Source organism: Mesorhizobium sp. EU05-FHT14A09, from assembly GCF_058790995.1.
In genome coordinates this window covers 51,559-70,859 of the sequence record NZ_JBYTDF010000005.1, presented here as the reverse complement: position 1 = coordinate 70,859, position 19,301 = coordinate 51,559, and the positions used below count along the sequence as shown (strand labels likewise).

Annotated in this window: 23 protein-coding genes; 6 read left to right on the top strand and 17 right to left on the bottom strand. The window is 61.7% G+C overall.

Features of this window, described 5'->3' with window-relative positions:
* Positions 1 to 208 precede the first annotated feature (208 nt).
* From fliP to AC3WTO_RS18285, 14 genes are all read right to left on the bottom strand, one after another.
* Positions 209 to 940: a flagellar type III secretion system pore protein FliP gene (fliP, locus tag AC3WTO_RS18350; protein WP_492462193.1), complete on the bottom strand. Its 732-nt coding sequence runs from the start codon at positions 938 to 940 to the stop codon at positions 209 to 211.
* Entirely contained in the window at positions 937 to 1,425 is a 489-nt protein-coding gene (locus tag AC3WTO_RS18345) for a flagellar basal body-associated FliL family protein (protein WP_492462192.1), read from the bottom strand. The genes fliP and AC3WTO_RS18345 overlap by 4 nt, the downstream gene beginning before the upstream one ends.
* Before the next feature lie 13 nt (positions 1,426 to 1,438).
* Positions 1,439 to 2,143, bottom strand: a complete 705-nt coding sequence (gene flgH, locus AC3WTO_RS18340) for a flagellar basal body L-ring protein FlgH (RefSeq protein WP_492462191.1) — start codon at positions 2,141 to 2,143, stop codon at positions 1,439 to 1,441.
* Entirely contained in the window at positions 2,140 to 2,787 is a 648-nt protein-coding gene (locus AC3WTO_RS18335; RefSeq protein WP_492462190.1) for a MotE family protein, read from the bottom strand. The genes flgH and AC3WTO_RS18335 overlap by 4 nt, the downstream gene beginning before the upstream one ends.
* 8 nt (positions 2,788 to 2,795) lie before the next feature.
* Positions 2,796 to 4,046, bottom strand: coding sequence for a flagellar basal body P-ring protein FlgI (locus AC3WTO_RS18330; protein ID WP_492462189.1), 1,251 nt, complete (start codon positions 4,044 to 4,046; stop codon positions 2,796 to 2,798).
* Positions 4,043 to 4,516 carry a flagellar basal body P-ring formation chaperone FlgA gene (gene flgA / locus AC3WTO_RS18325; RefSeq protein ID WP_492462188.1) on the bottom strand — a complete coding sequence of 158 codons (474 nt, stop codon included), beginning with the start codon at positions 4,514 to 4,516 and terminating at the stop codon, positions 4,043 to 4,045. Before flgA ends, AC3WTO_RS18330 begins: the two co-directional genes overlap by 4 nt.
* A gap of 5 nt (positions 4,517 to 4,521) precedes the next feature.
* On the bottom strand, positions 4,522 to 5,310 hold the full coding sequence (gene flgG / locus AC3WTO_RS18320) for a flagellar basal-body rod protein FlgG (RefSeq protein WP_492462187.1): 789 nt from the start codon (positions 5,308 to 5,310) through the stop codon (positions 4,522 to 4,524).
* A 10-nt stretch (positions 5,311 to 5,320) separates the two neighbouring features.
* Positions 5,321 to 5,647: a flagellar hook-basal body complex protein FliE gene (gene fliE / locus AC3WTO_RS18315; RefSeq protein WP_492462185.1), complete on the bottom strand. Its 327-nt coding sequence runs from the start codon at positions 5,645 to 5,647 to the stop codon at positions 5,321 to 5,323.
* Positions 5,644 to 6,063 (bottom strand): flagellar basal body rod protein FlgC, encoded by a 420-nt coding sequence (gene flgC, locus AC3WTO_RS18310; protein WP_379125044.1) that lies wholly within the window; start codon positions 6,061 to 6,063, stop codon positions 5,644 to 5,646. Before flgC ends, fliE begins: the two co-directional genes overlap by 4 nt.
* Positions 6,064 to 6,067: 4 nt before the next feature.
* Positions 6,068 to 6,445, bottom strand: a complete 378-nt coding sequence (gene flgB, locus AC3WTO_RS18305; RefSeq protein WP_492462184.1) for a flagellar basal body rod protein FlgB — start codon at positions 6,443 to 6,445, stop codon at positions 6,068 to 6,070.
* Positions 6,446 to 6,523: 78 nt separating this feature from the next.
* Positions 6,524 to 7,027 carry a hypothetical protein gene (locus AC3WTO_RS18300; RefSeq protein ID WP_492462183.1) on the bottom strand — a complete coding sequence of 168 codons (504 nt, stop codon included), beginning with the start codon at positions 7,025 to 7,027 and terminating at the stop codon, positions 6,524 to 6,526.
* A 331-nt stretch (positions 7,028 to 7,358) separates the two neighbouring features.
* Positions 7,359 to 8,759 carry a flagellar protein export ATPase FliI gene (fliI, locus tag AC3WTO_RS18295; RefSeq protein WP_492462182.1) on the bottom strand — a complete coding sequence of 467 codons (1,401 nt, stop codon included), beginning with the start codon at positions 8,757 to 8,759 and terminating at the stop codon, positions 7,359 to 7,361.
* Positions 8,760 to 8,765: 6 nt separating this feature from the next.
* A complete protein-coding gene (gene flgF, locus AC3WTO_RS18290; RefSeq protein ID WP_492462181.1) occupies positions 8,766 to 9,488 on the bottom strand; it encodes a flagellar basal-body rod protein FlgF in 723 nt (240 codons plus the stop codon).
* Positions 9,489 to 9,493: 5 nt separating this feature from the next.
* Positions 9,494 to 11,311, bottom strand: a complete 1,818-nt coding sequence (locus AC3WTO_RS18285) for a DUF1217 domain-containing protein (RefSeq protein ID WP_492462180.1) — start codon at positions 11,309 to 11,311, stop codon at positions 9,494 to 9,496.
* Between the two features lie 162 nt (positions 11,312 to 11,473).
* Between AC3WTO_RS18285 and motA the strand changes: the two genes are divergently transcribed.
* Genes motA through AC3WTO_RS18255 form a run of 6 tightly spaced genes read left to right on the top strand, consistent with a single transcriptional unit; the run spans position 11,474 to position 16,326 of the window.
* Positions 11,474 to 12,349 (top strand): flagellar motor stator protein MotA, encoded by an 876-nt coding sequence (motA, locus tag AC3WTO_RS18280; RefSeq protein WP_492462179.1) that lies wholly within the window; start codon positions 11,474 to 11,476, stop codon positions 12,347 to 12,349.
* A 34-nt stretch (positions 12,350 to 12,383) separates the two neighbouring features.
* The gene (locus tag AC3WTO_RS18275) at positions 12,384 to 13,316 is read left to right on the top strand and encodes a FliM/FliN family flagellar motor switch protein (protein ID WP_492462178.1); all 933 of its coding nucleotides are present in this window, start codon (positions 12,384 to 12,386) and stop codon (positions 13,314 to 13,316) included.
* 26 nt (positions 13,317 to 13,342) lie between these two features.
* Positions 13,343 to 13,729: a flagellar motor switch protein FliN gene (gene fliN / locus AC3WTO_RS18270; RefSeq protein ID WP_492462177.1), complete on the top strand. Its 387-nt coding sequence runs from the start codon at positions 13,343 to 13,345 to the stop codon at positions 13,727 to 13,729.
* 41 nt (positions 13,730 to 13,770) lie between these two features.
* The gene (locus tag AC3WTO_RS18265) at positions 13,771 to 14,790 is read left to right on the top strand and encodes a flagellar motor switch protein FliG (RefSeq protein ID WP_492462176.1); all 1,020 of its coding nucleotides are present in this window, start codon (positions 13,771 to 13,773) and stop codon (positions 14,788 to 14,790) included.
* Positions 14,791 to 14,815: 25 nt separating this feature from the next.
* A complete protein-coding gene (gene flhB / locus AC3WTO_RS18260; RefSeq protein ID WP_492462175.1) occupies positions 14,816 to 15,898 on the top strand; it encodes a flagellar biosynthesis protein FlhB in 1,083 nt (360 codons plus the stop codon).
* A complete protein-coding gene (locus AC3WTO_RS18255) occupies positions 15,895 to 16,326 on the top strand; it encodes a BspJ family T4SS effector nucleomodulin (RefSeq protein WP_492462174.1) in 432 nt (143 codons plus the stop codon). The genes flhB and AC3WTO_RS18255 overlap by 4 nt, the downstream gene beginning before the upstream one ends.
* Positions 16,327 to 16,330: 4 nt before the next feature.
* Here the strand turns inward: AC3WTO_RS18255 and AC3WTO_RS18250 are convergent, their stop codons facing one another.
* From AC3WTO_RS18250 to AC3WTO_RS18240, 3 genes are all read right to left on the bottom strand, one after another.
* Positions 16,331 to 17,095 carry a helix-turn-helix transcriptional regulator gene (locus AC3WTO_RS18250; RefSeq protein ID WP_492462173.1) on the bottom strand — a complete coding sequence of 255 codons (765 nt, stop codon included), beginning with the start codon at positions 17,093 to 17,095 and terminating at the stop codon, positions 16,331 to 16,333.
* Complete coding sequence (locus AC3WTO_RS18245) at positions 17,092 to 17,769, bottom strand: helix-turn-helix transcriptional regulator (protein WP_492462172.1); 678 nt, start codon at positions 17,767 to 17,769, stop codon at positions 17,092 to 17,094. Before AC3WTO_RS18245 ends, AC3WTO_RS18250 begins: the two co-directional genes overlap by 4 nt.
* A gap of 484 nt (positions 17,770 to 18,253) precedes the next feature.
* Positions 18,254 to 19,285, bottom strand: a complete 1,032-nt coding sequence (locus AC3WTO_RS18240; RefSeq protein ID WP_492462171.1) for a histone deacetylase family protein — start codon at positions 19,283 to 19,285, stop codon at positions 18,254 to 18,256.
* Positions 19,286 to 19,301 lie beyond the last annotated feature (16 nt).

Genomic DNA, 19,301 nt, shown 5'->3' with positions numbered 1-19,301 from the left:
CATTCGTTCTGGCCAATTCGCTCTATGCCGTCATCTATGCGGGGAGAGTTCCTATGGAAGCACTAAGGAACGTGGTTAACCAATGCTAAATTACTGATTTTTTTGAAGTTTGCGTGTATCTACGCGAACGCCTGCAACCACTGCGCGCCGTCGCGGCGGGCGGTGTGCAGGCGTTTCCAGATTGAAATCCGGCTGCTTGACGGGGAGGCTAGCTGAACGATCTCACCAGGCTGCCGACAAGCAGGTTCCAGCCGTCGATCAGCACGAAGAACATGATCTTGAACGGCAGCGACACCACGGTCGGGGGCAGCATCATCATGCCCATCGCCATGGTGATGGTGGCCACGATCAGGTCGATGACCAGGAAAGGCAGCACGATCAGGAAGCCGATCTCGAAGCCACGACGGATCTCGGAGATCATGAAGGCCGGCACCAGGATGCGCAGGTCGACCGTGCCGCGTTCCACCGTCTGGCCGCGCTCGCGGGCAAGGTCGGCGAACAGGTCGAAATCCTTGTCGCGCACATTGTTCAGCATGAAGGTGCGAAACGGGTCTGAGATGCGCTCCAGCGCTACCTGCTGGGTGATCTGGTTGTCCATCAAAGGCTTCACCCCGTTGGCCCAGGCACGGTCGAAGGTCGGCGCCATGACATAGAAGGTCATGAACAGCGACAGCGAGATCAGGATCAGATTGGCCGGGGTCGACTGAAGGCCGATGCCGGCGCGCAGGATCGAAAAGGCGATGATGAAGCGGGTGAAGCTCGTCACCATGATCAGCAGGCCCGGCGCCACCGATAACACGGTGAGCAGCCCGAACATCTGGATGATGGTGGCGACCGTAGTGCCGCTGGCCTGGCCGATGCCGCCGAGATCGATCTGCTGGGCGCTGGCAGCTGTTGCCGTCGCCGCGAAAACGGTCAGGAAGACGAGAAGTTTTTTCATTCGAACAACAACGTCCTGACCAGTACTTCCTTGACCTTGCCGCCGCTGCGGATGGCCGCGCGCTCCTGCAGGTCGGCGCGCAGATGCTGATAGCCGCTGGCGCCTTCGACCTGATGCATCTTCACCGTGCGCAGGAAGGCGAGAAGATCCTGATGGATATCTTCGGCCATGCCGGGCGGCGGCGGCCCGTCGAAAACCAGTGAAAGCTGCACGCGGGCCCAGACTTCGGCAGGCGCTGCCAGATTGGTGGTCATCGGCGCGAGATCAACCAGTGCAGGACCTGTGTCGCCTTCTTTCTTGGCTTCGTGGGTCGCTTTTTTCTCGTGGCTTTCCTTGGCCGACGGCGCCGGCTTCTCGGAATTCTTCAGGTAGGTGCCGGCAAACCAGCCAACCCCAAGCGCCGCGCCGGTCATGGCGAGCAACATCGCCATCTGGATGATAAGCGAGGGGCCTTTCGGCGGTGCTATCTGCTCGGTGTTGGCCACGTTCTTCTATCCGCTAGAACGGCAGTACCTGGTCGAGGACCTGCTGACCGTATCCCGGCTGCTGGACCTCGGAGACGCGGCCGCGACCGCCATAAGAAATGCGTGCCTCGGCGATGCGATCGTAGGCGATAGTGTTCTGTGGTCCGATATCGGCCGGACGCACGATGCCGGCGATGGTCAGGACGCGCATTTCGTAGTTGACGCGCACTTCCTGTGAACCGGTGATCATCAGGTTGCCATTCGGCAGCACGTTGGTGACGACGGCGGCAACATTGAGCTCGATGGTTTCCGAGCGTTCGATGGCGCCGTCGGCATTGGTCTTGGTCTTGGATTCCATGCTGCCGTCCAGCTTGCCACCGGTGCTGGCGCTGTCCCATTCAGCGTCTGCCTTCAAACCCAACGAACGGCTTGCCGTGCGGCTGCGATCGTTCTGGTTCTTGAACTTGGCTCGGTCGTTGATTTTGATCATGACGGTCAGGATGTCGCCGGCCCGCAAGGCGCGTGGATCTGTGAACAGGCGGCTCTGGCGATCGTCCCACAGCGAAAAGCGGCGACGCTGCGTCGCAGGCGGTTCTGGATATTGATAGACAGGCTCCGCCTGGCTGCGGATGCCGGAACCCACCGGCGACATTCGCGGTTCCTTGTTGACATCGCGAAGGTCCGAAGCACAGCCAGCGAGGTTGGCGATGGCGATGAGAATCAATGCCTTGCGGATCATGTCGGGTCTACCCTGCGGGCGGCGCTGCCCATGATGCCGGTGAGCGCGGCAGCCGCCTTTGTGTCCATTTCGTTGAGAATGACGCTTGCCTTGCGCGCATCCAGCTTCATCAGGATGGCGGCGGCGAGTTCGACATTGGTGCCGGCCAGCCGCTCTGCGGCAGCATCGGGCTTCATGCCGGAATAGATCTTGACGAGGCTGTCTTCCGCGCGAGCCAGGAAGACCTCGCGGCGTTTCAGCCATTCCTCATATTCGGCACGCTTTTCCTCAAGCGCGCCGATGCGCTTGTCGACCTCGGTCTGCAACTGCTTGAGTTCGGCTGCCTGAAGCGAATAGCGGCGGTCGCGCGCAGCATCGGCGATGTTGGAGCAGAAGCGCTGAACTTCACTCTCATCGGCTGCCGGGGCAATCGTTCCCGTCGTGAGGGCCGCGGTGCTCTCCTGCAGCGGCACTTGCGGGGCCGGTTCGACCAGTTCCGCCCTTGGCGCTTCACGCGTCAGGTTCTGCGCAGCAATCGCTCCCTGGCCGCCGGGCAGCACCTGGCGCACCGCTTCCTCGGCGTCCGCCGGTCCGAACGTGGCCAGAAGGGCGATCAAAGCGCCTGCCTTGATGATGGAAGAGAGGGTGCAGTGTGCGTTGTTCATCGAACAGCCTATTGGAGCACGAGGTCGGCCTGCAGCGCGCCGGCGGACTTGATGCCTTGCAGAATGGCGATGATGCCGTCGGGTTTGACCCCGAGACGGTTGAGACCGGAAACCAGCGTCTGCAGATCCGGACCATCGAGAACGGCGACTCGGGCATTCGGCTGGCTGATGTCGATCGCGGTGTTCGGTTCGACCGCCGTCACACCCTGCGAGAACGGTTCAGGCTGCACGACGGTCGGCGCTTCGGTGATGCGCACGGTGAGCGTGCCGTGGCTGATCGCGACACGCGAGATCTTGACCTTGTTGCCGATGACGATGGTCCCGGTGCGCTCGTCTATGACGACGCGGGCAGGGGTATCGGTTTCGATGACGAGATTTTCGATTTCCGCGTAAAAACGCGCTGCTGCAATCCCTTTCGGCTTCTTGATGGAGACGGTCCGGCTGTCGCGTTCAGCTGCGACACGGACGCCGAAACGCTGGCGGGTATAATCGTTAACGGCGTCTGCGATGCGCACGGCGGTCGAGAAGTCTGCATTGTAGAGCTGCAGCGTCAACATCGTCTGGTCGCCGAACTCCGCCTGCACCGCCCGTTCGACAATGGCGCCGTTCGGCACACGCCCAGCAGTCGGGACGCCTTGCGTCACCTGTTGCGCCTGTCCCTGGGCGGTAAAGCCGGAGACCACGACAGAGCCCTGGCCAACAGCATAGATCTCACCGTCAGCCGCCTTCAGCGGCGTCATGATCAGCGTGCCGCCCTGAAGCGACGTTGCGTCACCCATCGACGACACGCTGATGTCGATGCGTGCGCCAGATTGCACAAAAGGCGGCATGTTGGCGGTGACGATGACTGCCGCGACATTCTTGGCGCGCGCGTTGGTGCCCTGCGATGCGATGCCGAGGTTTTCCAGCATGGCGCGGATGGACTGCTCGGTGAAAGGCGAGTTGCGCAGCGAGTCGCCGGTGCCTTGCAGGCCAATGACGAGGCCGTAGCCGACTAGTTGGTTGTCGCGTGCGCTCTGCAAGCGCGCGACATCCTTGATACGCGACGCGACCTGGCCGGGCGGCAGTGAACTCGGCCCGGGCGAAACCTGGAACATGCGGCTGGCCGTATCGCCGTCGTAGCTTGGATCGTCGAACTGGCCACCCTCACGCGAAGCCTTGGCGGCAAGCTCGCGCTTGGCCTTGGCGTTCAGGCCGTCGGCGAGGACGGGCTGCGCGCAGAGCGCAGCGGCGAGCACGATGGAAAAAGTACGCTTCATGTAGCGGAAACCTGGATGGAGCCGTCGGCCATCACCGTTCCGGAAAGCACCTTGCCGCTGTCGACATTGCGAACCTTGATCAGGTCACCGGCTGAACCCGGCTGCAACGACACCGCAGAGGCCGAGATGGTGAGCGCGCCTGCGGTGAAGAAGACCTGCACCGTCGCGCCCTGTTCAACCAGCCAGGCCTCGCGCACCGAATTGGCCGGGATATAGCGGCCGGGTAGCAAGGTGCGCTTGGCGACCTTGCCGTCGAGTTCCGAAGCGATGGTGATCATGCCGTCGGGCTTGCGCTTGCCGGGAGCAAGGGTGACTTCCTTCAAGGCGGGTAAACCGATCGTCTCGCCCGGATAGATGACACGGTTTGGGATCAGCACGACCTCCCCGGCGAACGCCGGCACCGCGCCGATGGCGAGAGCCATGGCGAGTGTCAGAGCGCAGGCGGCGGAACCGAGAGCGTGTCGAACCATCTTCGTTACCGGATGTTCTTGGAGACGACCGCGGCCATTTCGTCGGCGGCCTGGATGACCTTTGAGTTCATCTCGTAGGCACGCTGGGCGGAAATCAGATCGGTGATTTCCTTGACCGGGTCGACGTTGGAATTTTCGACGTAGTTCTGGCGGATGGTTGCGAACCCCGGATCTCCCGGCACGCCGACATTGGCCGGGCCGGACGCTTGCGTTTCCTGGAAGAGGTTGTCGCCGAGCGGAGCAAGGCCGGCTTCGTTGGCGAAGGTGGCGATGGTCAGCTGACCCAGGTTCTGCAGTTCGAGCTGGCCATCGACGCGGGCAAAGACCTGGCCCGACTTGTTGACGATCAGTTCCTTGGTATCGAGCGGCACGGTGATCGCCGGCACGATCGGTGCCCCGTCAACCGTCACCATCTGGCCGGTGCCGTTGGTGTTGAAGGTGCCGGCGCGGGTATAGAAGGTCTGGCCGTCGGCCCCTTCGATCTGGAACCAACCCTTGCCGTCGAGAGCAAGATCATAAGAGTTGCCGGTGTTGGTAAAGCTGCCCTGGATGTGGACGTTGCGCACCGCGCTGGTTTTCACACCGAGACCGACCGAAACACCTTCCGGTACAACCGAGGTGTTGCCGCGATCGGGCACGCCCTGGGTGCGGTCGACCTGGTAGAGGAGGTCGGAGAACTCGGCGCGAGCGCGCTTGTATCCGGTCGTGTTGATGTTGGCGATGTTGTTGGCGATGACTTCCAGGTTGGTCTGCTGGGCATTCATGCCGGTGGCGGCGATGGCAAGCGCTTTCACGGAGATATCCTCAGATGCTCATGCGGCTGACTTCGAGATAGGCCGTGACGATCTTGTCGCGGATGGCAATGGTCGTCTGGAGCGCCTGCTGCGCGCCCATCACGGCGTCGACCACTTGCCGGGTGTCGACATCGCCTTTCAACGCCTGGATCGAGACCTGCTCGGCGTTCTGCAGCGTGTTGACGGTCTTCGTTGCGGCCTGGTTCAGGGCTTCGGCGAAGGTGGATGCCACCTGCGTACCGGTGGGCGCGGCGCCCGTTGCGCCGAAAAGATCCGTCGAGGTCTCCGATCCGCCGGTGGCGGGTTTCAACTGGACTGCGCCGATACCGCCAATCATGACTGGTTCCTCATAAGGTCAATGGTCATCGAGATAAGATCGCGGGCCTGCTTCACGACTTGTAGGTTCGCTTCGTAGGAGCGGTTCGCCTCGGTCATGTCGGCCATTTCAATCAGCACGTTGACGTTGGGCATCTTGACGTAGCCCTTTTCGTCGGCGGCCTGGTTGCCGGGCTGGAATTCGACCGGGAAGTCGGATGGGTCCTGGGCGATCGAATTGATCTCCACGGTGGAGCCCCCGGAAGCGCGGTCGAGCTCCGAAACGAAGGAGATCGTCTTGCGGCGATAGGGATCGGCGCCGGGCGTGGTTCCCGTAGACTGCGCGTTGGCGAGGTTTTCGGACACGACGCGCATGCGTTCGGACTGAGCGCCAAGCCCAGAAGCAGCAACCTTGAGAGCGGCGGTAAGAGCATCCATGGCGTCAGCCCTTTACCGTGGTCATCAACATTGTGTGGAAGGCTTTCACGATGGCTGTGTTCAGCTCGAACGAACGACGGATCTCTCCGGCCTTCATCAGCTCGTTCTCCATCACTACCGTGTTCTTGGATGGCATTGCGGGGCCTGTCGGCTCCTGCGGCTTGACGCTGAAGGCGGCGGCCGTGGCGCCGCCGAGATGGCCGCTCTGCGTTGCGCTCAGGTGAACCGCGGTGCGGTCCAGAACCTTTTCAAAAGGCTCGACGTCGTTGGCGGTGTAGCCGGGTGTGTTCGCGTTGGCGATGTTGCCGGCGACGGATGACTGGCGCACCGACAGCCACTGGGACTGCCTGGTCGCAAGGTTGAAAAGGTTGACGGGCTCCATGGGAATCTCCGGATCGTTAACCGGAAATTAGGACACCAGTCTTGCGCGGGCCTTGCGCGTGACGGCAAGGCCCGAAAGCTATTTGGAGATTTCCAGCACGCGATCGGTGTTGGTGACCAGGACCCATTTACCAGCGCGCTGCTCGATGGATTTCACACGCGAAGAATCCGGCAGTGTCGAACCAGTCTGTACGACCCACAAGCCTGAGTTGTCCTCGATCATGGCGCGGCCGTTGGCTATATGAACCAGACGGAAGGCCACGGCCTCGACCGGATAGGGCTGTTCATCGACACCAGGCGCCTGTTCAGGCGCCAGGGGACGACTTTGCAGCGTCGCAGTGAAAGACATGTCGAGGTTCGGTTCCAGCGCCTCGAGCTGACCCGGCATCGGGTTGGTCCCGCTGCCGTCAGGCGTCACCATCATGCGACCGGCATTCTGGCCGCGACCACCAAACTTGATGCCCTGAACACCGAACTGCTCCGGATTGAAAAAGATGTACCAGGGAAACAACGCGCAAACGAGGCCTAGCATGACGCCCGAGGCGGCCATGATGAAGTCGCTGCGCCGGGTATCCTTCTTCATCCTCTGGAACGGCTCGCTCGATTGCATGGGTCGATTAACGAAATCGGTCCTGCGGGTTCTAGCGGGTCGTCGGCTTAGATTTGGTAAATGAGCCTTGGGTTCAGGCGTGATGTCCGGCGGCGCGAACAGCTCGGCAAGGGCATCGCCGCTGGCGAGTCCCCGTTCGACAGGCCCGTTTTTTTTAGAGCGACCGCCTGCTGTCGGCCTGCGTGCCAGCATCGACAATGGATTCGGCAGCCTGGAGCGCAGCCGCTTCTTTGGACGCGCGCGCTGTTCAGCTGCCTCTGCTTCGGCAAGCATCTCGTGCAGCAGCGCTTCGGTCTGCTGCAAGTCAGTCTGTCGGATCGGCATTGTGCCTGCCTCTCAGATGATGGGCGAGATCCGAGAAGGGATCGGCAGAGGGGCCGTCCTTCGGTGACTGTGTCAGTGCTTCATAGATCAGCGGCACCTGGCGCACCGCCATATCGAGCTCAGGGTCCGCGCCGCCCTGGTAAGCGCCGAGGAGACGGATGTCGCGTGTATCCTCGAAGCGCGAGATCATCGACTTCAACCGGGTGACCAGCGTCTGCTGATCCGGTGTCCAGGCTTTCGATGCAAGGCGCGAAATGGAGGCAAGCGGGTTGACCGGTGGATACCGGCCTTGTTCGGCGATCGAGCGATCGAGCACGACATGGCCGTCGAGAATGCCACGCACAGAATCGGCAACTGGATCATTGTGGTCGTCGCCGTCGACCAGCACGGAAATGATGGCGGTGATCGAGCCAGTGCCTTCGAGGCCGGGACCTGCGCGTTCAAGCAGTTTTGGCAGGTCGGTGAAGACCGAAGCCGGGTAGCCGCGAGCCACCGGCGGCTCGCCCGTGCCGGTCGCTACCTCGCGCAGGGCATGGGCAAAGCGCGTGATCGAGTCCAGAACCAGCAGCACGCGATGGCCCTGGTCGCGGAAATGTTCGGCGACGCGCATGGCGGTATCGGGCGCACGCCGCCGCATCATCGCGCTCTCGTCGCTGGTGGCGACCACCGCCACGGTCTTGGCCATGGCCGCTACGCCGATCGTATCCTCGAGGAATTCGCGCACTTCGCGACCGCGCTCGCCGACGAGCGCCACAACCACGGTGTCGAAGGCGTCGGCGCCCGCCAGCATGGCGAGCAGTGTCGATTTGCCGACGCCGGATCCAGCGAAGACGCCCATGCGCTGGCCGAAGCAGAGTGGGGTGAAGATGTCGATGACACGCACGCCGGTCATGAACGATGTGCCGACCCGTTGCCGCGCCATGGCGCCGGGCGTGGCGTCGTGCGGCAGTTCGGTCTCGGATTTGCGCATCAGGGGCGGCCCCCCGTCGATGGCGCGTGCCAGTGCGTCGATGGTGCGGCCGCGCCAGGACGCGTTCGGGGTTACGGCAAGCGGGCCGCGCCGGAATACCGTGTCGCCAATGCCTGCATCCGGGCTGCGTTCGAAGGGAGCGACCACGATGTCGTCGCGGCCGATATGGACGATTTCTCCACGGTGATTGCCGCTGCGACTCCGATGTTCGACGATATCGCCGAGCCGTGCGATCTCCGACAGCCCACGCACCTTGTAGTGAGTGGCGGATACTTCCGCGACCAGACCGCCACGCTTGAGCATGGCTTCGTCGTTGTCGAAGCGACGCCAGACGTGTTCCAGCACCGCAAGCCGGTTCTCAGGCCTGGAATCGTGTTCCGCGGTGCGGATGAGGGACCGGTCGGCGGCCATCGCGGATTACTTCGAACCCAGCGTCTTGATCGCCTCGTCAGTCGAACTGCCGGCTTGCCGTACCATCGCCGCTACGTTCTCAAAGGCGCGCTGAACCTGGATCAGCCGCATCATTTCCATGACTGGATTGACGTTGGATTCCTCCAGGAAACCCTGCGCTACGCCTATGTCGGACCGATCGGTGACCGGTTCAGGCGCCCGCGGCGGAACGATGCCGGAATTGCCGTAGCGGGTGAAGTTGACACCGGGATCGAAGGTGAACAGGCCGATGGCGCCGACCTGGCGGTCGCCCTGGCGCAAGGCGCCGTCCGCGCCGACTTTGGGCGGCCCGCCGCGCGGATCGAGCTGGATCGGAGCGCCGCCGGCGTCGAGCACCGGATGCCCTTCGATCGACAGCAATTCGCCATTCTGGTTCATGGAGAAACGACCGTCGCGTGTCATGACGGTGCCAGAAGGCGTCTGGATGCCAAACCAGGCATTGCCCTTGACGGCGAAGTCGAACGGATTGCCGGTTTCCTGCATGCCGCCATTGGCTCCGGACAGGAAGGTATCACCCGAGGACGCAAAGGCGACGGATCGCTGCCCCGCGCCGGAGACGACATCCTCGAATTTCACGCCGGTTGCCCGGAAACCGATGGTCGAGGCATTGGCGACGTTGTCGGCGATCGTGTTGAGGCGCTTTTCCAGCGCGATCTGCGAGGAGAGGGCGACGTAGAGGCTATCTTGCATGATGGTCAGAACTTCAGCCGCTGCATGGCAAAGAGGAGATCGGTGGAAACGCCGGCGGTCGTCGGGCGGGGAAACAGGACGCTGACCGCTGCCGCCTGCGGGGATGATGGATTGTTGAGCTCGTACATGGTGGTAAAGCGCGTGAGGAACTTGCCGAGCTTCACGGGGTCCGCGAAATCCGTGATCTTGAGCTTCTGTTCGAATGCTCTCACCTGCATGTCGACATCGGCTTTGGCCATGGACTCCGGCAGACCGACAGCCGTGCGTACGACGGCTGCCAGCGCCTTGTCGCCGAGCACTTCGTACCAATTCTTCAGTGTCGGGGCCTTGCGCTGGAAGTAGAGCGCCAGCCGAACGCCCTCGTTCGTCTGGCCTGCATCCTGCTCGAGGGTCTGGCGCACGTAGTTGTCGGTCGCCGGCTGCTGAGCCAGGGAGCGTGTCGTCGCCTTCTCGCCATACTGGGCGAAATTGAATGCCGTGACGAAGGCAACATAGGGTTTGCTGCCCGACTTGTTGGCTGGACTGTTCGGGTCCTTGACACCGCCTTCCAGCATCTGCCGGATGCGCGCCGGCGTTTCCTTCTCGGGATCGAGACCATAGGCTGTTATCGCATAGTTCAGCAGCCGCTTGTCGGCCATCAGATCGTCGATGGATCGCAGCTTGACGACATTGGCGCTGTAGTAGGCCGCTTCGGCAGCAATATAGTCGGAGCCAGGTTTGACTACGCCGAGCTGGCTTTTGGTCGTGTAGAGCTTCAGAGTATCCTTTTGGACCACATCGCGGGCTGTCGTACCCTCGCCATATTGGACGAAGTTGAAAGCGGCTACGAAAGGCGCGTATCGCTTGTTCGGCGACGTGTTGGCGGGGCTGTTCGGGTCGGTGACTCCACCTTCCAGCATCTCGCGGATCTGCTTCGGTGTCTGGGTGTCGACGTCCAGCCCATAGGCAGACATCGCAACGCGAAGCAGGCGTTTGTCCGCGAGCAGATCGTCGATCGATTTCACCTTGCCGATGTTGGCCGCATAGTAGTCGCCCTCGGCCTTGGTGTATTCCGGGCGAGGTATGATGCTCTTCAGACCGGCGCTCGCGAGGAACTGCTTGGGGACGATTTTCTGGATCACATCCTGCGCCGTCGTGTCGGCGCCGTATTTGGCGAAATCGAACGCGGTGACAAGATTCGCATAGCGTTTGTCGCCGACAACAGCGAGCAGGTTAGCTGGGCTGCTGGGGTTGCTGACGCCACCTTCCAGCATTTCGCGGATGCGCGCCGGCGTCTCGGTTTTGGCATCCAGACCGAACGCTCCCAATGCAATGTTGAGCAATCGGGAGTCGGCCATGAGATCGTCTACCGATTTCACGCTCGATATCTTGCCGATGTAATAGCTGATCTCGCTTTCGGCGAAGTCCAGGCCTTCCTGCGTGTAGGTGAGGCCGACCTGAAGGCTGAAGTTCTTCGACACATCATGCTGCGCGCTGTTGTAGCTGGTGGCAAGCTCACCGTAGCGCGCGAAATTGAAAGCCTTCACGAACTCGGCATAACGCTTGTCGGACAGCCTGTTGGCGAAAGAGTCGCTCTTGTCGATGCCTTCGGTCAGCGCCTTTTTCATAAAGGCCTTGGCATAAGACATATCTTCGAGGCCAAAAGCCTTCATGGCGTATTTGAACAGGCGGTCGTTTTTAAGGAATTCGTCGATCGACTTCACCTTGCCGATGTTGTCGAGATAGTACTTCGTTTCGCGAGAGACCGTCGGTTGCTTGCCGGTCCGATCAAGCGATCGCACCAGATCCCTGGCGATCAGTTGATAATCCAGATACGTGTTCACGTACGCCTCCTGCTGAAGCACTCCGGGTCAAAATAGAGTAACTTCCTTGCGCGAGGCTGAATCACATCAATTAAAATCGACAAGGATAAGGTTCGAGGATTCAAGCCTCACACAAGGCACGGCGTCTATTCCGTGTGCAGTTGAATTGTGGAAGGACCGGCAGTGGGCATTCTGATCGGCTTGGTGGTGACGCTCGGTTGCGTCCTCGGCGGCTTCATGGCCATGGGCGGGCACGTACAGGTGCTGATCCAGCCATGGGAAGCCGTCATCATCTGTGGCGCGGCGCTAGGGTGCTTCCTCGTTGCCAACCCGATGAAGACGGTGAAGGACACCGGCAAGGGTATCATGGAAGCCTTCAAGCAGTCGGTGCCGAAGGAACGGGATTATCTCGAGACGCTGGGCGTCCTGCATTCGTTGATGCGCGAATTGCGTTCAAAGTCGCGCTCCGAAGTCGAAGCCCATATCGACAATCCGGAAGAGTCAGCGATCTTCCAGGCGTTTCCGACGGTGCTCAAGAACCACGACCTCACCCATTTCATCTGCGACTATTGCCGCATCATCATCATCGGCAACGCCCGTCCGTTCGAGATCGAGGCGCTGATGGATGAAGAAATCCAGACCATCAAGTCCGACAAGCTGAAGCCCTATCATGCCATGGTTGCCGTGGGTGACGGCCTGCCGGCGCTGGGTATCGTCGCGGCGGTGCTGGGCGTGGTGAAGGCCATGGGCGCGCTCGACCAGTCGCCGGAAATCCTGGGCGGCCTGATCGGCGCGGCGCTTGTCGGCACGTTCCTAGGCATCTTCCTTTCCTATGCCGTGGTCGGCCCGATCGCCACCAAGATCAAGATGGTGCGCGAGAAGAAGAACCGGCTCTACATCATCGTGAAACAGACGCTGCTCGCCTACATGAACGGATCGCTGCCGCAGGTTGCCATCGAGTTTGGTCGCAAGACGATCTCGTCTTATGATCGCCCATCGATCGACGCTGTCGAGCAGAGCACGTTGAACGCCGGCGCCGCGGACAAGAAGGCGGCGTAAGCATGGCGTGCAAGAGCAACGATGTGATGATGTCATGAGCGGCCTTGCCACCATGGATGACAGCCGTGCGCTGGTAATCGAGCGTCTGGTCGGCGACAGCGGGGAAGCGTCGCATGTGATCGGCGCCGGCCGTTCGATGGGCGAACGCATCGTTTCACCGCTGCAGAAACGTCTTTCCGGTGAGATCGGCGCGCAGGTGACGATCGATCTGCGCGCGGTCGAGGTCTCCCGCACGACACAGGCGCGGTCGCATGCTGGCGACAATTTCGCCATGACGGTTGCACCCTCGACGGTTTCGTCGGACGCGCTGACGATGGTGATGGATGCGCAGGCCGTGGCGGTCATGGTCTCCGCTCTTTTTGGTGGCGACCCGGAGGCCGCGGTCTCGCCGATCGAACGCGACCTGTCGCCGCTGGAGGCTGATGTCGCGACACTGGTTTTCGAAGAGATCGCACAGGTGCTGAACGGCTCGGGCAAACGTTCGCTCGATCTGCGTTTTCCGCTGCCGCGCGCCATGTCAGGCCAGGAGGCGAGGCGGAGGGTGTTGCGTGACGGCGCGGCGGTGCGTCTGGTCTTCGGCCTATCGACCCCGACGGAAAGCGGTACGATAACGGTCATGATTCCACAGCGCGTGCTGCTGGTTCAGCGCAATGGCGCCGCGACCGACGAGGAGCTGTCCTCGCAGACGGAATGGCACGAGCGCTTCTCCGAAGAGGTGATGCGCTCGGCGGTCACCCTGGAAGCGACGATGCCGCTGGCAAGGATGACGCTGGGCGACCTCGCGCGCCTGCATGTCGGGCAGGTGCTCGATATCGAGGAGAACGCACAGTCGCAGGCACAATTGTCGGCGCGCAACAAGACGCTGTTCGTCTGCGAGTTCGGTAAACTCGGTCAGAACTACACTGTTCGCATCAAGCAACCCTTTGATGCCGGCCAGGACTTCATCGACGGGTTGATGCCTGGCTGACGCCGGGACGTATTTGGAGACGACGTATGAGCAAGACCAACCCGGAAACCGACCTCGAAGCCTCGGACGACCAGCTCAACCGTGCGATCGAGGAATTGCGCGGAGTCCTGCAGGAAGAAGAGCAGCGGGCCGGCGCACCGACGCGCGAGGGGGCCACCACCAATCCTGGCGTCATCCTCAACATTCCGGTTGACGTTCAGATCGTGCTGGGCAGCGCCGAGATGCAGGTCTCCGACCTGATGGCCTTGCAGAAGGGATCGACCGTCGCTCTCAATCGGCGCATCGGCGAACCCGTTGACGTTGTCGTCAACGGTCGGCGGATTGCACGTGGTGAGATCACGGTTCTCGAAAGCGATCCGTCACGCTTCGGCATTCGCCTGACCGAAATCGTAGCGAACAAGAAGAACGGTTGACCGCAGATGCGATCCGCCAGGCAAGCAGCGAGGATGAGGGGATGAGCACGCCGCTGACGCTGACCCGCGCGCAGAAGGCCGCCGCGATCCTGGTTGCGATGGGTAAGCCTTCGGCGAGCAAGCTGCTGAAGTTCTTCAAACAGGAAGAACTGAAGGCGCTTATCGAGGCGGCTCGGCTGCTGCGGACCGTTCCGCAGGCCGATCTCGAACGCGTCGTCGCTGAATTCGAGGCGGAGTTCACGGAAGGAGCGGGTCTGCTCGATTCCGCCGACAAGATGGACAACATCCTCAACGAATCTTTGTCGCCCGAGGAAGTCGACGCCATCATGAGCGGCAAGAGGGCGGAAGCCGAACCGGCTGGTCCACCGTCGATATGGCCGCAGCTGGAGAAACTGGAGCCGCAGCGGCTGGGCAGCTTCCTCGCTGGAGAGCATCCGCAGACTTCGGCGGCAGTCCTTTCCATGCTGGCGCCGCAGCCGGCATCGGCCGTGCTGCTCACGCTGGACAAACAGCTGCGCAGCGAAATCCTGCGGCGCATGGTGACGATGTCGATGATTCCGGAAGCGGCGACCAAGATCGTCGAGAACCAGATTCGTGCGCGCGTGCTGGCTGAAACCGCGTCGAAGGACACGACGGCCGGGCAGATCCGCGTTGCGAGCCTGCTCAATGAAATGGACAAGGCACAGCTCGACGAGACGATGCAGGATCTCGAGGCCGCCGGCACCCCCGATCTCGACGGCGTGCGCGCTCGCATCTTCAATTTCGACGATCTGCCGCTGCTTGCACAGAAGGCACGCGTGCTGGTCTTCGACGGTCTGTCCAGCGAGTTGGTTACACTCGCCTTGCGCGGCGCGCCGCCGGCGCTCACCGAAGCCGTGCTGTCCTCGATAGGTCAGCGCTCGCGCCGCATGATCGAGGCGGAACTCAGCCAGGGTTCGGAAGGCATTCCGCTGGCGGACATCATGGCAGCACGCAAGAACGTCGCGGCGGCAACGGTACGCTTGGCACGCGAAGGCGCATTCGAACTGCCGACCGCGCAGAGCGCTGCCGATGCAGCCTGATCCACGCTAATCCGGCGGGCGCGGCATGGCGGAAGCCGAAGACAAGGATTCCAAAACCGAGGAACCCACAGAGAAGAAGATCCGCGACACGATGGAGAAGGGCAAGCTGCCCCACTCCAGAGAGGCGGCACTGCTGACTTCCTTTGTGGCGATCCTGGTCTTTGCGGTCTTCTACGCGCGCGAGGCGACGGTCGATCTGAGTGTTTTCCTTGCATCGTTTCTCGAACGCCCGGAATCCTGGTCGATCGACACCGAGACCGACGTTATCCACCTCTATGGCATGGTGATGGTCGAAATCGGCCGGGCGGTGGTCGCTCTGCTGGTGCTGCTGGTAGTGGCAGGTGTCGGCGCTTCGATTTTTCAGAACGTACCGCAGTTCGTCGGAGAGCGGATCCGGCCACAATGGTCGCGCATCTCGCTTGCCCAGGGTTGGAAGCGGTTGTTCGGCCTGCAAGGCTTCGTCGAATTCCTGAAGTCGCTGGCCAAGCTCGGTTTCGTCATCGCCGTGCTGATCTTCACCCTGTCCCAGGACCACCGCCGGCTGCTCAACGGCATGATCACCGGTCCCGCCGAGTTCGGGCTGGTCATCCGCTCGATCGCCATCCAGATTTTGGTGGCGATCGTCTTCGTCATGACGGTCATCGCTGCCGCCGACTTCGTCTGGTCGCGCTTTCATTGGCGGCGGGATCTGCGGATGAGCAAGCAGGAGGTGAAGGACGAACTGAAGCAGTCTGAGGGTGACCCGATCGTCAAGTCGAGGCTGCGCTCGCTGGCGCGCGACCGGGCAAGGCGACGCATGATGACTGCGGTGCCCAACGCCACGCTGGTCATCGCCAACCCGACCCACTTCTCGATCGCGCTGCGCTATGTTCGTGACCAGGATGCTGCGCCGGTCGTGCTCGCGAAGGGGCAGGATCTGGTGGCGTTGCGCATTCGCGAAATCGCGCGCGAGAACAATATTCCGATTTTCGAAGACGTTGCGCTTGCTCGCTCCATGTACAAGCAAGTTTCGGTTGATAGCGTCATTCCATCACAATTTTACCAAGCAGTGGCAGAGCTGGTACGCATCGTTTACTCGAAAAAGGCAGAGCGCCGACGGACCTCATGAACCGACAGCCGCACACACTTTCTCGCGAAGTCATCGTAGCCCGCGCCATCGAACAGGTGGTTGCAGAACTCAGGCTCATCGATGTCGCCGACTACATCGCCTTCATCCGGCTCGAGCATTTCGCCTGCCTGTCGGATCTGGTCGATTCAGCATCGGAACTGTTCTTCGTGCCGGGCACGTTGCGGCTGGGCAACGGTGGCGAGGCGCATGTCGACTGGAGCGGTTCACCACGCATCGTGCTTGACCTGGAGCTCAGGCCGCGCGGCGTGACGGTCTATTTCCAGCTGACGCTGACGGAGAACGAAGCTTCGGTGGTGTTGAACTACATCTCTTTCGAGAAACCGGACGAAGATCCCACCCGCAACACCGAGTTGCTGGAAACGATGCTGGAAGACGCTCGCATCCGGCGTCCCGAGCCGATCGGATAAGCCGTCAGTCGATAAGGCCGAGGCGCAGTGCCTTGGCAACGGCCTGCGTGCGGTTCACGGCATCGAGCTTTTGCGCCGACTGGGTGAGATACTGGTTGGCGGTGTGGACCGACAGCTTCAGAAGCCGCGCGATCTCCTCGCTGGTGTAGCCATTGGCGGTGAGCTTCAGGCATTCCAGTTCGCGTTTCGACATGGCTTTTGCCCGGCCGGTGTCGCCTGGCCGGATGCGGGATACGGCATCGAACAGCGTGAAGCAGCGGGCGTGAATGTCGTAGATGGTGTCGCCGAGCTGTGGGGTGACGTGGGCACCAAAGAAAACCACCAGCCCGCTCTGGCCGCGCTCGGCGTGCACCGGGAACGCTATGCCGGTCGTGTCCGGAACAAGGGCTTTCGCACGCTCGATCCAGGGAAAGGTGTTGGCATCGCGAGGGCGGTCGGTTTCCGCCGACCAGTATCGCGGGCCGGTCGAGCGGCGCACGTGCTGGATGATCTCTTCACTGGCTGTAGCGGAGATGTTGCGTGTTGCGCCAGCGATACCCGGATAGTCGGAATCGAAACACGGCATCAGCCGTGGCCGGTCGGCGGACGGTGAGACAAAATAGAGGCCAAATGCGCCGGCATTGATGTCCATGGCAATCCAGCGGCAGCGGCGTACGGCATCGGGAATGGTGACCGTGAAGAGATCGGCGTTCGCCGCCGCGGCGCCGAACGGATTGCGATGCGCGAAGAATGGGTCGTCTGCGATCTCGTCTGCGCGGGCGTGTGTCAAATGATGCCGCTCCTGATCGCGGTCGCGATCGCCATTGCACGGTTGGAAGCAGAGAACTTCTGGATGGCGTGGGTGATGTAGCTGTTGACCGTGTTGGCCGAGACGCCGAGGATGACGGCAACCTCTTCGGTCGTCTTGCCTTCCGAGACCCAGAACAGGCACTCACGCTCGCGGTCGGAAAGCGGATCCTGCAGGGCAGCAGCGGCGAGAAGCTGCGGCACTTGCGAGAGTGCGTAGCAGCACTTCAACTGTGCCTTGTTGAGGACATCCGGCTGGATGCTGCCGGTCTCAGCTGCGGAAAACAGCACGAAAAGGCGCTGCCGTCCGACATCGAGACGGAGGGAATAGAGTTCCGCATGGCCCAGCACGTCGAGCAGCTTGGCTTCTTCCCCGCTTAGCAGGCCAGCTACTGTTTCCGCGTGAGACGCGACAAGCACGCGTGGACGATTGCCGGGGGGGGACGTAAGGGGACCGTAGGCGAGAGCGGCGATCAGATGTTTGCCGATCAGTTCGATCGCATCATACAGCCAGTTCGATGCGACGATGCGGGCGTCGTTGCGTTCCTCGTCGTGGATGATGGCCACCAGCATGTAGCTGTCGGCACCGATCTCGTCGGAGAGTTGGGTCAGAAACCCGGTCAGGTCCGCGCGAGAGGCCAGACGTGCTCCGATCATGTCGGATGCTATGGGCGCTGCAAAGGCTGTCATAGTCTTCAGGCCGGAATCGATTCTTATGCCCGGTGCTGGTTCAGCAGCGCCGGACGCGGGTACGCGTCACATTCACCTAAAACACACTCTCGGCGCAGACGGCGCCTATCGGCCGAATCCGGCAGGGAACGCGAAACCAGTCGCGCCTTGTGCCGGAAAACTCCGGTACAACAGGACTTTGGATGGTTCGCCGCGCCCCCTTGGAACGGCTGATTCGGGTTTAATTTAGCGGTTGATGAATCCGACTTCAAACAGGAATTGACAGATCGGGATTCAAGGGACTCGCGAACGCGACTCAGGCCGTGCGTTTGCTGGATTTCGGGCCAGGAAAAAAATTCTTCGCCGACACTGGAGCGTCTCCGCTTAAGGAAACGCTCCAGCATTTTTCACGCAATTCCGAACCGAACCATCGCGCACTTTTGTGGAATTGCGCTGGTCGGCAAGGAGGGGGTCAGCGTCCTTCGAAACCGGTCAGCACGCCCACCGCGTTCACGCCGATTTCGTCGACGGCATAGCCGCCTTCCATCACGAACAGCGTCGGCAGATTCAGTTTTGCGATACGCTCGCCGATCCTGGGATAGTCGCTGCTCTTGAGCTTGAACTGGCTGATCGGATCCTTCTCGAAGGTGTCGACACCGAGCGAGACGATGACGACGTCGGGGCTATAGGCGGTGAGTTTCGAGCAGGCGTCGTCCAAAGCCGCATTCCAGGCTTCCCAACTCGTGCCGAAGGGCAGCGGGTAGTTGACGTTGAAACCTTCGCCTGCACCTTCGCCGTGCTCGTCGGCATGGCCGAGGAAGTAGGGATATTCGACCATCGGATCGCCATGCAGGTTGAGCACCTGCACGTCGGCGCGGGAGTAGAAGATTTCCTGCGTGCCGTTGCCGTGGTGATAGTCGACGTCGAGGATGGCAACGCGCTTGGCGCCCTGGTCGAGGAACCATTGTGCGGCGACGGCAGCGTTGTTGATGTAGCAGTAGCCGCCCATGAAGCCGGCGCCGGCATGATGCCCGGGCGGCCGGCAGAGCGCAAAGGCGGCCGGCTCGCCGTCCTTGATCAGCCTAGCGCCGGTCAGGGCGACGTCATAGGAGGATTTGATCGCTTCCCATGTGCCTTTGACGAAAGGCGCGCCGGCGTCGAAGGAATAGTAGCCGAGCTTGGCGTCGAGGGCCTCGGGCACGACATCGCCGCGCAGGCCGCGTGTCGGCCAGGTATAGGGAATGGCGGAACCGGAGCGGCCAAGCGCTTCCCATCCGGGATAGATGGTCGGCAGGAAGTCGATGTAGTCGGCTTTGTGGATGCGCTTGGCAGCGGTGAGGTCATGGACCTCCGGCGCCAGTATCGGCCCCAGCTTTTCGCTCTCGACCCGAGCCCTGATGATCTCGGCGCGCGAGGGTTTCTCGAAGCCGGGCATGATCGCTCCCGACATCAGCTCCATCGTGCCGGCATGGCCGGCATGAAGCGGCGAATAGACAGTCTTCATGAAGTTCCTTCCCTGG